At 29.0% G+C, this 15,400-nt stretch carries 14 protein-coding genes; all 14 read right to left on the reverse strand.

Annotated features, from left to right (window positions below):
• Window positions 1–168: 168 nt before the first annotated feature.
• Window positions 169–3,594 (reverse strand): DUF2135 domain-containing protein, encoded by a 3,426-nt coding sequence (locus tag AC2TEO_RS05125; protein WP_442267085.1) that lies wholly within the window; start codon window positions 3,592–3,594, stop codon window positions 169–171.
• A 146-nt stretch (window positions 3,595–3,740) separates the two neighbouring features.
• A complete protein-coding gene (locus AC2TEO_RS05130; protein ID WP_442267086.1) occupies window positions 3,741–4,766 on the reverse strand; it encodes an AMP-binding protein in 1,026 nt (341 codons plus the stop codon).
• On the reverse strand, window positions 4,756–5,736 hold the full coding sequence (locus AC2TEO_RS05135; protein WP_442267087.1) for a CPBP family intramembrane glutamic endopeptidase: 981 nt from the start codon (window positions 5,734–5,736) through the stop codon (window positions 4,756–4,758). The genes AC2TEO_RS05130 and AC2TEO_RS05135 overlap by 11 nt, the downstream gene beginning before the upstream one ends.
• Window positions 5,737–5,742: 6 nt before the next feature.
• Window positions 5,743–6,783: an o-succinylbenzoate synthase gene (locus AC2TEO_RS05140; RefSeq protein WP_442267088.1), complete on the reverse strand. Its 1,041-nt coding sequence runs from the start codon at window positions 6,781–6,783 to the stop codon at window positions 5,743–5,745.
• A 4-nt stretch (window positions 6,784–6,787) separates the two neighbouring features.
• Window positions 6,788–7,306, reverse strand: coding sequence for an SRPBCC family protein (locus tag AC2TEO_RS05145; RefSeq protein WP_442267089.1), 519 nt, complete (start codon window positions 7,304–7,306; stop codon window positions 6,788–6,790).
• A gap of 1 nt (window position 7,307) precedes the next feature.
• On the reverse strand, window positions 7,308–7,985 hold the full coding sequence (locus AC2TEO_RS05150) for a metal-dependent hydrolase (protein ID WP_442267090.1): 678 nt from the start codon (window positions 7,983–7,985) through the stop codon (window positions 7,308–7,310).
• 40 nt (window positions 7,986–8,025) lie between these two features.
• Complete coding sequence (gene menA / locus AC2TEO_RS05155) at window positions 8,026–8,991, reverse strand: 1,4-dihydroxy-2-naphthoate octaprenyltransferase (protein WP_442267091.1); 966 nt, start codon at window positions 8,989–8,991, stop codon at window positions 8,026–8,028.
• Window positions 8,982–10,487, reverse strand: coding sequence for a PH domain-containing protein (locus AC2TEO_RS05160; RefSeq protein ID WP_442267092.1), 1,506 nt, complete (start codon window positions 10,485–10,487; stop codon window positions 8,982–8,984). The genes menA and AC2TEO_RS05160 overlap by 10 nt, the downstream gene beginning before the upstream one ends.
• The gene (locus tag AC2TEO_RS05165) at window positions 10,480–10,992 is read right to left on the reverse strand and encodes a PH domain-containing protein (RefSeq protein WP_442267093.1); all 513 of its coding nucleotides are present in this window, start codon (window positions 10,990–10,992) and stop codon (window positions 10,480–10,482) included. The genes AC2TEO_RS05160 and AC2TEO_RS05165 overlap by 8 nt, the downstream gene beginning before the upstream one ends.
• Window positions 10,993–11,002: 10 nt before the next feature.
• Entirely contained in the window at window positions 11,003–11,623 is a 621-nt protein-coding gene (locus AC2TEO_RS05170; protein WP_442267094.1) for a hypothetical protein, read from the reverse strand.
• 16 nt (window positions 11,624–11,639) lie between these two features.
• Complete coding sequence (locus AC2TEO_RS05175; protein WP_442267095.1) at window positions 11,640–12,419, reverse strand: (Fe-S)-binding protein; 780 nt, start codon at window positions 12,417–12,419, stop codon at window positions 11,640–11,642.
• A 63-nt stretch (window positions 12,420–12,482) separates the two neighbouring features.
• Window positions 12,483–13,799, reverse strand: coding sequence for a 4Fe-4S dicluster domain-containing protein (locus AC2TEO_RS05180; protein ID WP_442267096.1), 1,317 nt, complete (start codon window positions 13,797–13,799; stop codon window positions 12,483–12,485).
• Between the two features lie 15 nt (window positions 13,800–13,814).
• Window positions 13,815–14,414: a carboxymuconolactone decarboxylase family protein gene (locus AC2TEO_RS05185; RefSeq protein WP_442267097.1), complete on the reverse strand. Its 600-nt coding sequence runs from the start codon at window positions 14,412–14,414 to the stop codon at window positions 13,815–13,817.
• Window positions 14,415–14,417: 3 nt separating this feature from the next.
• Window positions 14,418–15,386, reverse strand: a complete 969-nt coding sequence (locus AC2TEO_RS05190) for an MlaD family protein (protein WP_442267098.1) — start codon at window positions 15,384–15,386, stop codon at window positions 14,418–14,420.
• Window positions 15,387–15,400 lie beyond the last annotated feature (14 nt).

The following is a 15,400-nucleotide window of genomic DNA, read 5'->3' on the forward strand; positions in this document are numbered from 1 at the left end:
AATTTATAGCATCAAAGCTATTTATAGTTATGAGTTTTTAAAACATAGAATTAGCGAAATGCTTATTTGAATGAGTAAACAGATTTTTATTTTTTAGATTTTATAAAAAATAAAAAGGCCAGTAGCTATGTAATACTGACCTTTTCTTCAACTAACTAAACACTAAAATTAGAAAGTTATGTTTCCAATTTCAATTTCATCATCTTTATTACTTAAACGAATAACTTTCACTTCTTTTACCTCATTTACTTTTCCGTAGTTCTTATATATTGTTACTTTTAAAGTAGTGGGACCTGATATTTTTTGTTCAGAACTTGAATAATAATCAACTTCAAAAGTATACTTTCCTTTTATCACTTTTTTAAGCATAAAAGCTTCAGGACCGAAACCTTCTAACATATCATTGGTTATGTAACCTCCTATTTTAGTTTTCCTATGTTTATACGAACATTTTTCACCATTTGGATCTGTAACCCATAAATCGATATCTGTATCATTATGATTCCAATCTATAGTAACAACTAAATCTAAGGCTACATCTTTTACGAATCTTTTATCGAAATGATTGGTTTTAAGTTTCTCTTTATACTTTCTTCTAATTTTATTCAATTCAAATAACGCTACAGTTTCAATCCCTTCATATCTTCTATCTTCATCTTTATCAACAAACTCACCATTTACAATTTGATATAATAGATCTATAGCTTTTTGATATTCTCCTATATCTTCGTAAACTAAAGCTAAATCACGATATGACTGAATATCTTCTGGCCTTAACTCTACAATCTGTTTATACATATGAATAGCTGAACTATACATTTTATACTCTTCAAATTTATAAGCTAATGATCGTAGTAACTCATAATTATCTAATTCTATTTCTGCTACATTAGACAATACTTGAATCGCTTTTTCTTCTTGATTTCTTTCTTTGAAGAAGTCTGCTACATCTATATAAAAAGATGGAGCATTACTATAATTAATTTGTAACTCTAAATACTTACTATAAGCTTCATCATTATTCTGGATTTTTTTAAGCTCTTTTAAATATGGTGTATCAGGATTCCAACCTTTTAATTCTATTTTACCTTCTACCATAGCTTCAAAAGCTTCTATATTTTTTTCATCTTCACTTTTAGCCTCATGTGTTGTAATAACAATCACTCCATTAGCCGCTCTATTTCCATAAATTTTTTGTCCATCTTCATCTTTAATCACATACATCGAAGCAATTTCACTTGGACTTAATTTCGGGTTTCCAGCTACTAATTTTCCATTAACAACATACAATGGTTTTGTACTTGATGAAATTGAACTTACACCTCTGATTGATATATTTGAATTTTCATTTTCTTGTACATTTATTCCTGAGACTTCTCCTTTCAAAACAGCAGAAACACTTGCTGAATGCGTGTTTTGTCTTTCTATCCCATATGCAATAACCACTACTTCCTCTAATACGTTGTCTTCTTCTAACCTTATATTATGAACAGAACTATTTGCTATTACTCTTTCTTCTGTTTTCATTCCTACAAAACTATATACTAACACATCTCCTGTTTGAACTGAAATAGAAAAATTCCCATCAAAATCTGTTTCTGTTCCTGTTCTAGTTCCTTTTATATAAACTTGTACTCCTGGTAAAGGCGCTGTTTCATCACTTACTGTTCCTTTTACTAAAAATGTCTCACCTTCTCCTGTTCTTACATTAGCTTGATTTGTTTGAGAATTCTCTTCGTTTGAAGTATTATTTCGATCACTTTCAACAGTTGTGTTGTTTGTTTCAACTCTTTCTACCGTAGCATTCACAGTCATATCTGTTTGTGCTACAAATTTTAGAGCTACATCATTTCTTGGTATTTCTTTATAGTCTTTGCTATACCATTCTAAAATTTCATCATAATCATCGAATAAATCATTTTGTAAACGCGCAATTCTTTCTTTTTTATCATTTACTTTTATGCTTAATAACTTATTGTATTCTTCAAGTAATTCATTGGGTGGTGTAATTTCATGAGTTACATAATCCTCTATTCTGTCTAAAACTAGCAGAGAGGTAAATGGACTTATAATTTGATACTCTTTACTTAGTTTTACTATAGCTCTTCTATTTTCTTCTTTTTGCACACTTAAATAATCAAGTTTTTTTTGTGCCCAAATTTTAGAGATGTAATTATTTTTTCTCTTGCTTTTCTTTAGCTTAAAACGTAATATTTTTAAAGTGTCTTTTCCTTTTCCTAAATAGACATTTATAATATCTTTTTTTCTAAATCCTTTTCCTAATAAGGCGAAGTTTGTTCCTATTCTACTACCTATCTCTGGGTAAGTCTCTATATTTTCATTTAAATCAGTTCCTAAAAATTGTAATTTATTCTGTTGAAACTTTTGAAATGCTTTTTTTATAGATTCATTCTTTAAATTGATATAATCTCCACCTGATTTTACAGCTGAATACTTTAATACATTATGATCTGCACTTCGTAGACTATTGACTACAAATGTCTTTTTATTAAAATTTATTTTACTTTCATCTAACGTATTTAATCCGTTGGTAAAAAAGATATGTAAGTTATTACTGTCTTGGTATGACTTTAAAAAATCAAAAGACGTTCCTCCATCAAAAGCAGTTGCTTTTAATTCTTCTTTTAATGATTTCCAAACTCCATTCGAAACTGAATATGTTAATTCGGTATGTTTCTTCAGATTAAACTTGACTAATTTTACTGATACATTTTTTACTTTTTGAAAATACGTTTCTAATAATTCTAATTCAGCATCTAGCTTTTTGCTTTCTTGAGATAAAGATGTATCCCAAAAAATAGTAATGCTGTTTTCTAACTTATTATTTGTTGATACATTTTCTAAAACCTTAGCGCAGTAAAAATATTCATTTGTTACAATTACTTTTTCTTTTGAAGTATTCAAAGGAATTTTAACCAATACTGGTTCTTTCACTTTAATACTTTTTCCATGATATTTACTTTGAAACTCGTCTTTTTCAGTATTATATTTAAAACTTGATAATAATCCTTTTTTAACTTTAGGGTTTCCTTTTTGATTTAAAACCTTGATATCTAAAGTATATTCCTCCATTTTATTTTTAAACTGAAAAGGAAGTTCATAGTAATAATTCTTATTGTTTAAAATCAATTGTTGCTGAACGCCTATTACAATTCTTTTATAACCTTTAGCCGGAATTGGATAAATTCTACTTTTGTAGTTATTTCCTTTTGTTTTCTCTAATAAGGCTGGATCTATTTTTTGTCGTATCGTACTTTCAAAAGCAACTCTTGCTTTTTCTTTTTCTACAATAACTGCTTCTCTTAAACTCCCATTAATATCTAAAGCATATCGAATTACAGACTGATTTTCTCCTAAAGGGAACAATAACTCTCCTTCTAAAACTCTATCATTCGGGTTATAAAAAGACATATCATAAGTAGTAAACGCTATATCTCCAATAATTGAAGTTTCTATTTTCAATTTCTTTACAGAGATTTCTTTTTCATCTATTTTTATCACAGGAACTTCCTGAGCATTAAGCTGACTCATGAAAGTAAGTGCAAGTATAAAAAGGGTAAATTTTAATTTCATACAATTTGATTTTCGATAAATGTATGAGAATTTACACTATAAAAAAGTGATGAATGAGTTACAACCTATTTTTGGTTAGTGAAAATGTATTTTTAGAAAGTTAGCGGTAATTTCCTATTTTAAGCTCTCGAAAAGATTAATTTGAATTATAATTTGAGTTTTTCGAGCGTTTTTTTACGCTGAATTTTTTGAGTTTCTGTTTCTATAAAATTAGGTAAAAAATGTACTTCTTTTGGAATTTCATATTTTGATAAACCTTTTACACTAGATAGCGAAAGATCATATTTTTCTCCTTCTACAATAAGAATTAACTTTTCTCCTAAAGTTTCATCTGGAAGACCAATTACAAAGAATCTACCATGAATTATTTGTGATAATTTTTCTTCTATTTTTTCTGGGCTTAGCTTTACTCCTCCAGAATTAATAATATTATCAAACCTACCCAACCATTCAAATTGATTATCTGAAATTAACCGAACCACATCATTTGTCACCACCAATTCATCTGATACTTTTGGAGCCTTAATAACCAAACAATTTCGATGATCTATACCGATTTCTACATTAGGTAAACTTTGGTAAAAAACTGGTTTTTCATTAAAATCATTCAATTTTTTTACAGCAATATGTGTAATGGTTTCTGTCATTCCATAAGTTGCAAAAATCTGAGTTTGATTATCCTGAATTTTATTTATTAATGCATTAGAAACTACTCCACCACCAACAATTATTTTTTTTATACGATGTAAATGCTGTAAAGAATTTTGCAATTGCATTGGAACCATTGCTGAAAAATCATAATCTTCTTTTGTCTTTGAAAGTGGATTAGAATCTACACTTACAACATCAAGCGACCAACCTAATGTTAATGCTCTAACCAACATCATTTTGCCAGCAATATAATCTGCAGAAAGACATAATAATGCTTTTGTACCTTCTTTTACATTGAAAAAGTTTCCAGTAGCTATTGCAGAGTTTTTCATAAACTCTTTCTTCAAAGAAATTGGTTTAGGTTTTCCTGTAGAACCAGAAGTTGTTACTACTAAATAATCTTCTTGATTGAACCAATCTACAAAGAAAGAATATATACTCTTTGAAATTGTTTTTGAATATGCTATTAATTCCTCTTCAGACTGAAAAGAAATTCCATTCAATTTAAAATTAAGATGCATTTTCCTCTACACCTTTTATGTCAATAATATTTTCTTGTGCAACAGGAACAGTAATATTTCCGAATAGTTTATCTTTCATATTTGTCCAACCATATTTTTTCGACAAAAAGAAAATTACAGCTGGATATATTACAAATACTGGTAAAAACATTTCTATACCAACAGAAGGTTCTGAATGATCTACATACAAGGCTTCTGTTTGAAAAACAGTCCAATTCGCTGTTACAAATACTGCAGCTATAATATTATTCGCTGCATGAAATCCTAGAGCAAGCTCTGTTCCTTCATCTAAAAGTGTTAACATTCCAAAAAACAAACCTGTTCCGATATAAAAAACCATACTGATGTATCCTAGTTTTTCAACTTCTGGGTTAGCTCCATGTAATAATCCAAAAACCACAGATGTTATGATAAGCGGCACCCATCTATTTTTAAAAAGAACTCCAAATCCTTGTAATAAATATCCTCTAAACAGTAACTCTTCGAAACTAGTTTGAAAAGGTAAAAACAGAAAAGAAACTAATACTAATGTAAAAAAAGGTACTGGTTTAAAATTCCATGTATAATTTTCTGGAGAGATTAAAATTCCTACAGCGGTAATAACAATTGCTACAACTGCCCAAATTACAAATGCGAACCAAAAGCGTTTCCAATCTATTTTTTTTCTTGAAGTAACTAAGGTTGTGAACTTTCTTTTGTGTATATATTTTATACAAACAATTAATGCGAGTAATCCAAAAATAAACATTAAAATCATTAGGAAGAGGTATAAATTACTATCGATACCTATTCCTAAAAAATTATTTTCAGCAGCTTTAGCAAAATCTCCCATATCATCAGAGAAAATTGCGGCTGAAATTAATAATGGAATTCCACCTATAATTTGCCAACCGAATAAAACTAAGAAAATACTAATTAGGTATAAATACCATTCGTTTCTTCCTTTAAATGCTTGCTGAATGTAATTCATTGTATTTTATTTTAAATTAAAATTCCAATCCAAAGTTGTATTGTATTGTAATTTCCCATTTTTCACCTCTAATGGACTATCGAAATTATTTGTAAATAAGCTTCCAGTTCCTAAGCCTTGAGGCATTTTATTTTTTAAAGTATATGTCCACTGTGCAATGGCATTTAAACCAATATTACTTTCTAAAGCAGAAGTAATCCACCAGTCGATATTATTATGTTCTGCAATATCAATCCATTCTTGACTTCCTTTAAATCCACCAACTAAAGTAGGTTTTAAAATAATGTATTGCGGATTAATATTTTGAATAAGCTTTTTCTTTTCTTCAGTAGAAAAAACACCAATCAATTCTTCATCTAAGGCAATTGGTAAAGGAGTTTTCTCACACAGTTTTGCCATTTCTTCATATTGACCTTGTTTTATCGGTTGTTCTATAGAATGTAATTCTAACTCAGACAAACGCCTTAATTTCCCTAATGCTTCATTTGGTGCAAAAGCTCCATTCGCATCTACGCGCAATTCAATTTCTTTCGAAGAAAATTCTTTTCTAATACTTTTTAATAATGCTAATTCTTCTTCAAAATTAATTGCACCAATTTTCATTTTTATACAAGAAAAGCCTTCATTTAATTTGTCTTGAATTTGAGATTTCATAAAATCTGCATCACCCATCCAAATTAATCCATTAATTGAAATTGGATCTTTCTTTTGTGTGAAATCAGAAGGAAATAATTCAAACTTATCTTGAGAATTTAGTGATAAAAAAGCTTGTTCAACACCAATTTGAATGGAAGGAAATTCGATAAGTTCTTCTAATAATTTCTCTAAACCTAAATTAATATTATTACAAGTCCAAATTAACTTGTCTTCATAATCTGGTCTATCATCAGCACTTAAACCTTTAAACACTCCACATTCTCCAATTCCTTGCTTCTCACCTTCATTTAAAAGAAGTAAATACGTTTCTTTTACTCTTAAAACACCTCTTGAAGTACCACTCGGACGTTTAAACTCTAAAGTATATTTTTGAAATTTAGCTTGAATCAATCTCTTAGTTTTTTTCTATGAAAGCTTTAAAATTATTTAAGTATTCTTGATCGATACTTTGTAATTTTCCTTTAAAATAAGGAAACAGACAACTTAAAATATAAGAACCACCGATACATCTCGAACTATTTTGAATTGTAGTATTTCCATCAGTAAAACTAAAAACGTAATCATCCGTTTTTAACATTGTTGGCGATTTAAATCGTAAAGTCACTTTCTCGTTAGGTACAAAAGCAATTACTTTTTCTTCTAAAGCAATTTCTTCACCATTATTATTCTTTACAACCATTTTATAAGTACTTCCTGTTTTCTCAGGTTTTTCATCAATAGCTTCTATTGATTGTACATCTGGAATCCAGTTTTTTATTTTAGAAGTATCATTAAACAATGAAAAAACTTCATCTATTGGTTTATTTACTGTGATCTGAGTTGTGTAAGTTGTTTCTTTAAAGAAAAGTCCTGTTGCAAAAAATACAATGGTTAAAGCTACAATTACTCCTAAAATTATTTTAATTCTTTTCATATTAGATTGTTATTGAAGCTCCGATTTCTATAATACTTAATTCTTTTCCTGCATCTGAAAATTGTTGTTTAGCATTATCTACATCAATTTCAATTGGTGGAAAAGTATTGAAATGACATCCAATTACTGAATTACACTCAACTAAATCACTTGCTATAATCGCATCTGTAATTCCCATTGTAAAATTATCTCCGATTGGAAAAACTGAAGCTGTTAATTTAGTCGTCATCGGAATTAATTTCATGTCCATTGTTACCGCTGTATCACCAGCAATATATAACGATTTATCTCCTGCAGTAATTACAAAACCACCTGGCTGACCACCGTAAGAACCATCTGCAAATGAAGATGTATGAATAGCATTTACATATTTAGCTGAAAAATGCTCTGTTTTAAAAGTTCCTCCATGATTTACTGGATGTCCTTTTAACTCTTTTGCTCCATAATACATTACGATTTCGTAATTAGAAACAATAGTAGCTCCAGTTCTCTCTGCTAAAACCTCTACATCTAAAACATGATCTTGATGAGCATGTGTTACTAAAATATAATCTGCTTTAATTGAATTTATATCGATGTCTTTTGCTAAAGGATTTCCGGTAATAAACGGGTCAACTATAATGTTAGTCCCGTTAATTTCTATTCCGAAACAAGCATGACCGTAAAATGTAATCTTCATATTTTTTAAATTGTTGTTTGTTTTTGTAGCGTAAGTAAAATTACAAAACGTTACCTAGACCAAAAAGAATCGCAAATAAAAAAGTACTTAATGCTACTTTCTTTAACTCTCCGTCTAATAAAGGTTCATTCTCGTTCTTATACACAAATAGTAAATGCTTAGTTAAAGGAATGTAAGCTACTAAAAATAAGAACTGCCATGGTGTTCTATAGTGAATTCCTATATATAAGAAAGAGAATAAAAACGATGAAACTATAAGGTAGTAATGATAATATTTAGCGAACTCTGCTCCTATTTTTACTACAATAGTATTTTTCCCTGATTTTTCATCATTAATACGATCTCTCATATTATTTAAATTAAGTACAGCTGTACTTAATAACCCAACAGAAAACGCTGGGAGAAAAATGGTAAAATTGATTTCTTTGGTATATAAAAAATAGGTTCCAACAACCGCTAGCAAACCAAAGAAAAGAAAAACGAATATATCACCAAACCCACTGTAACCATACGCAGATTTACCTACTGTGTATTTAATAGCCGCTACAATTGATGTAATTCCTAAACCGAAAAACAGCAAAGAATACATAAAATTATCTTTTCCAAATGCTACATAAATTAAGGTAACAGCAACAATTAAAGTAATAATAGCAGTTACGATCATAGCTCTTTTCATTTGTTCTGGTGTTATTGCTCCAGATGCAACCATACGTGCTTCTCCTTCTCTATTTTTATCAGTTCCTTTTATTCCATCTCCATAATCGTTTGCAAAATTGGATAATACTTGAAAACCTATTGTGGTTAGAATAGCTAAAAGAAAAATACTTAAAGAAGAATAAATATCGATATGACGCACTACAAATGTAGTCTCATCTGAGCTACTCAACAGACTAACTTTAGTATGCAAAGGTTGCCAAATTCCTAAAAAACTTCCAACTATAATTCCTGAGATTGAAAGTGGTAATGTTCGTAATCTTGCTGCTTTTATATAACTTTTTACATCCATTCTTTTGTACTCGTTTCTACTTTATATAAAATATGATTATACAATTCATTTGCTCTTTCCATAGTAATGCTTGGAATCTTTATTTTTCCAGAAGCAGTTTGTAAAATTATATCGGTTATTTTTCTTCTTCTTTGAAAAATTGTTTGTTTCATTTTCACATTTTGAACCTTAAATAATTCTAAATATGTTTCGCTAGTTTCTATTATTCCTCCTCCTACTAAAATTAATTTGTCTGTTGCCTTGAAAAATGTCTTTTTTACTCTTTTAAATATCATTAATCCTAAAATTGGGATTAATAACAGATTCAAATATATTTGATTTATACCGTCGAAAATAAAGTAATGAAACGTATTAAAAAACGCTAAAAAAAGAAAGTTTCTTAATATAATTCGATATGTAAAATACCAATGTGGTTTCTCTTTAAGAACATCATTAAAATCAAAAGATGAAAAAAGAGTCGTTTTTATTTTGTCTAAATGTTCCTCTTTACAGCCAACAATCTTAATTTGCTTATCTGTTTTTTTTACTTTACCACTAATCGCTTGTTTAAAAACCACATAAGAAATACCCATCATTCTTTTTAATGGGTTTGTTGTAATTTTTATGTGTTGAACTTTATCTCTTTTTAGAATGATCGCTTTTTTATTAACCAATCCTTGTTTAATTTCAAAAGCCTGATTTTTTATAGAAAAACTCAAGTTAAAATGACGTAAAAACACACGAATAAAAGAAGTAATTACAGCAACTATAGATAAAAGAATTAAGACTATAATTAATAATAAGAAACTACCTAATAAAATATCTTTTCCTTTACTTAAATAGTTTTTTAAAATTTCTTCACCTATAAAGTTCTTGAAAACATCTTCGACTTGCTGATAAAAACCAAACAAAAAAGCAATGAGTAATAATAAACTTTGAAAATGATTTTCAGAGATACTAACTTTCAATAAACTTTTAACATCAATAGTTAATAATGGTTTTTCTTTCTCTGTTTCTTCTACAACAATTTCTTCGTTTCCTATACTTCTTCCTGAAGTAATCTTTTGTCGTAATGCTTTCGCATCAGACAATGATAACGCTTTAATTGAAATTTCAGTTTTATCTGATCCTGCTGTTTCTAAATCAACTTGATAAACATTAATTAACTGATGAATTAAGTTTTGAGAAAAATTTACATTCTGAATTCTATCAAAAGCAATAGCTGTATTCTTTTTTGCAATTATTCCGTTTTTTAAAACAAAATAATCTCCATCGATTTTAAATTTAAAATTTCTGTAAACTAAATAAGACCTTATTACAACAAAAAGTAACAGAAGAACTATCATTGCATAAAAATAAATAGCGTCGATAGATGATATTTTTGAGGCTTTTGTTATAAAAACAAGAAAAACAACCCAAGTTCCTTTTAGTAATTGAAAAAGAAATTTTCCTGAGATTATTAAAACTCCTTTAAGAGATTGTCTGCTGAATTCCGAAAAGTTTATTTCATTACTCATTAATCTTACTACTAATAAACTCTTTGATTTGAATTGCTTTTTCTTTTGTTAAACCTTTTATTTCAAGATCATCACTACTATCACCTGCAGTATAAACACTTAGTGTAGCTAACTTAAATAAACGAGAAAACATTCCTTCATCTATCTCTACATGTTGAATTCTTGAAAAAGGAACTGTAACCATTTTTCTAGTTAAAAAACCACTTTTATAAGTAAGATCTTTGTCTCTTACTACATATTGTCGTTTTGGGAAACCTAAAATTAGATTCAACATATAAACAACAATAATTAGCAAAATTAGCATGTATAAATAGAACGGAAAATCTGGCTCTTTTTTTCGTATTACTTTCTCTAAAAACAAGATTAGAACTGGAACTATTACTAAGAAATACGAAAAAACACTTAGTAATGCTACTTTAAAATACGATTTCTCGATTCTTGTAAAAGTTACACTTGAAATATCTGGAAAGTTATTGACTTCATTATTTTGAAATTGATCTTCCATACTTTAAGCTTTATAAAAACTCTACTTTAGATACTTTCTTTCTAACAATGTATTCTTGTAATTTTGGTGAAAAATACTCTATGTCTTCATAAAATATTTTTACTTTTTTCCCTTTTGATTTCTTTCCTAGCTCTATAAGCTCATCTGATCCTTCGAAATTATTTAACCATAAGAACTTCTGAGTTTTCCCTAAGGTATCCTTAATTTCTATGACATATAATTCTTCACCAGAAATTTTCTTTATCTCTCCTTCTAAAAAAGAAAGTTCAGAAAAATTATCTTCATCTTTTTCTTCTTTTCCATCTTCTTCATTTGCTAAAGCTATTAAGACATCAGGACAAAAGTTTACCATATTCATTCCTATTTTTTTTCCAAATTCAGCACCTCCTTCTTTTCCTCTAGAAAAATCAACTACAATTCCTTCTTCTTTTAAATCCTCTTTATATTTACTATAAAGTTTTACCATATACAATCCCAACTCGGTACTTTTTTGATTACCAGAAAGATTCATATTGTTGATTTTGGTAAGATACTCACAAGTCTCTTTGGATATTTTATCTAAAGCACTTTCTTGTGCATTTGTAATAAGTGTAAGGAATAAAACACCTAACAGTAAAATTTTCTTTTTCATAACGATTTTATAAATTTTATAGATTATTTGCTTCTGCAATAAGCTCAGCGATATCTTTTACAACAATTTGATCTTCTTTCAAATGAAACTTTACACCATCAGTCATCATTGTATTACAATACGGACAACCTGTTGCTATAATTTCAGGATTAGTTTCTAAAGCATCTTTTGTACGAAGAATATTAATATCCATATCACCTTTTTCTGGTTCTTTGAACATTTGTGCTCCTCCTGCTCCACAACATAAAGCTGTTGACTTGTGACGTTTCATTTCTGTAGATTTTACACCTAACTGACGAATTAAATCACGTGGAGTTTCATACACATCATTAGCACGACCTAAATAGCAAGGATCGTGGTATGTTAATCTTTTATTTTTTAAGTTTTCACTTCCAATAGATAACCTACCTTCTGCTACTAATTTATTAATGTATTGTGTATGATGATATACTTCGTATTTTCCTCCTAAACTAGGATATTCATTTTTTAATGTATTGAAAGAGTGAGGATCACAAGTTACTATTGTTTTTACTTCGTAAGCATTTAAAATTTCAATATTTGTCATTGCTTGCATTTGAAATAAAAACTCATTTCCTGCTCTTTTTGCTGCATCACCAGTAGAACTTTCTTCAGTACCTAATACCGCGAAATCAACATTAGCTTGCTGTAAAATTTTCACAAAAGATTTTGTGATTTTTTTAGCTCTATCATCATAACTTCCAGCTGCTCCAACCCAAAACAACACTTCTGGTTGTTTTCCTTGAGCCATCATATCTGCCATTGTTGGTACGTTCATAATATTGTATTGTTTAATAAAGTTGATGTGTAATTTTAATAATCTCGATAAACAGACATTTGTCTATTCATCTTTCCAGTTTAATCTATCCATTTGACTATACTGCCATGGCGCTCCGTTGTTTTCGATGTTTGTCATCATCATATTTAACTCTTGTGGAGCAGCAGATTCTTCCATTACCAAATATCTTCTCATATCCATGATAATTGATAAAGGATCGATATTTACTGGACATTCTTGTACACATGCATTACAACTTGTACAAGCCCAAAGCTCTTCTCTTGTGATATAATCATCTAATAACTGTTTTCCATCTGGTTTAAACTCACCATTATTAGCATCAATATTTTTTCCTACTTCCTCTAAACGATCACGAGTATCCATCATAATCTTACGAGGTGATAATTTTTTACCAGTTAAGTTTGCTGGACAAGATGATGTACAACGACCACATTCTGTACATGTATATGCATTCATTAATTGAACCCAGTTTAAATCTGCAACATCAGATGCGCCGAATTTCTCTGGCACTTCTTCCTCTGTTCCATCTTCTGGCATTGCGTAAGGATCTGCGCTAGGATCCATCATCATTTTAACTTCGTTAGTTACAGATTCTAAATTAGTAAACTCTCCTTTTGGTTTTAAGTTTGCAAAAAATGTATTTGGGAAAGCTAACAGAATATGTAAATGCTTAGAATAATACAAGTAGTTTAAGAAAATTAAAATACCTACGATGTGTAACCACCAAGCAGTTTTCTCAATTGTATGTAAAGTTTCGTGAGAAAAATCATGAAACCATGGTGCTATAAATTGAGAAATTATATTACCTGCTCCAGCTTCTTGAAAAGGAATATCTGTAGCATTCATTACTAAAAACAATGACATTAATACGATTTCAAAATATAAAATAATATTACCATCATTCTTTGGCCAACCTTGCATTTCTGCACTCCAAAAACGTTTAATTCTTTCTATATTTCTTCTGAACCAGAATACAATTACTGCAACTAATACTAGTACAGATAAAACTTCAAAAGTTCCGATTAAGAATCCATAAATCCCATTACCCAATAAAGGTTGAAATACACGATGTGTTCCAAATAAACCATCGATAACAATTTCGAGAACTTCAATATTAATGAGTATAAAACCTAAATAAACTACAATGTGAAGAATTCCTGATAATGGTCTGCGAACCATTTTATATTGTCCTAAGGCTATTTTAGCCATGTTTTTCCAACGTTCAGGTTTCCTATCCGTTCGATCTATATCCTTTCCTAATTTAATGTTACGAATTAACTTTCGAACATTCATCACAAAATACCCTATACCTGCGATTAAAATAAATGCAAAAAAAATGTTTGGTACGTATTTCTCCATTTCCTTATTTGTTAGTTATTGATGTTTCCAATTGTCTTCTTGAGAACTATTAGGTGATAAACCTAAAATATCTCCTTCAGTAGTTACTCCTAATCCTAAAACAGTTCTGTTTGCGTAATTAAAATAGCTTACTACTTGATTTATTTCTAAAATTTCTCCATCTGAAATTTTATTTTCTTTAAGTTTTTGAATATCTACTTTTTCAAGTGAAAAAGGTTTTAAGGTAAGCTTTTCTGCATATTTTAAACCTTCTGTATAAGCTGTAGTTAGTCCTTCAAAGGTGTTATTTATCAAACCCTTTTTGATTTGATTAGCCTTTTCATCATTTTGCATTAATTTTTTAAGTCCTTCAAAATGATGATCTATACAATAATTACAATGATTTAACATACTCACATAAACCCCTATAGTTTCTAAATACCATTTAGGCAATGTGTTTTCACTATGATGCAAAACTTTTTTGTAAATAGCCATATGCCCTTCCATAGTGTTAGGTCTTAAACTATGAACAAGCATTATATTATCTACATTGTTATTTGGGCCAGTTACACGTTCATATAAACGTTTAAGTTTTCCTTGTGCTTTATCAAAAGGAATAATATCAATCCAACTCATTAATTATTTATCGTTACTCACGTTATTGTTGTTATTCTCTTCATTATAAGGCTTTGCTTTTTTACCAAACAACGAAAAGTGAACAAAACGTTTAGGGTTTAATTTCATTTCCCTTAGCAACTCTTCCATTTCTTTTGTAGCATTAGTTAAATTAGTATATAATTTATCATCGGAAACTAATTTACCTAATGTTCCATTACCCTTTTTCATTCCAGTTAATAAACCATTAACATTATCAATAGTTCCTTCAAGTTTTTTTATAGTTTTTCCTAATTCAGCTTTAGCTAAATCTTCGGTAATTTTAGATACATCTTCTGTAATTTTCTTTGTATTATCAAGAGTTACATTAACTTTAACTTTATTATCTTCAAGAAGTTGATTTACAGAACGCATTGTCTTATTAAGATTATATACAGTTCCTTCAAAACCTATAATACTTCTGTTTAAGCTTTGTCTAGCTTTTTTATCTAAAGTTTGATTAATACCCATAACTAAAGAATCAACATGTACTAAAACATTTTCTAATTTAGATTGAATTGGATTAAATTTTTCTCCAACTGCAGAAAATAAATCTGACTTTATCTCTCCTTTTAAGAAATCTCCAGATAGTGCTTTAGAACCAGTATAATCTGGAATGATAGCTAAATTTTGCCCACCCATTAATCCAGCTGGATAAATTTTAGCAACACTATTTTTAGAAAACTCAAAACTATTTTCGAGAGAAAATCTCACTAATAAAGTTCCTTTTTTTTCTGGATCTGTATTAAATGTTATTTGATCTACTTTCCCTACTTGTAACCCATTAATTGTTACAACGCTTGCCTCGCTTAATCCGTTAATATTATCATATTCTACGAAAAAATGACGAGCGCCACTTTGAAAAACATCTTGTCTTTTTAAAAAATTATATCCCCAAATACCTAGAGCGATAATTGATAAGGCTATTATACCTGTTTTAAGTTCTTTTGACATAAGCAAAAATTACT

Source organism: Tenacibaculum aquaeponti, assembly GCF_057221555.1.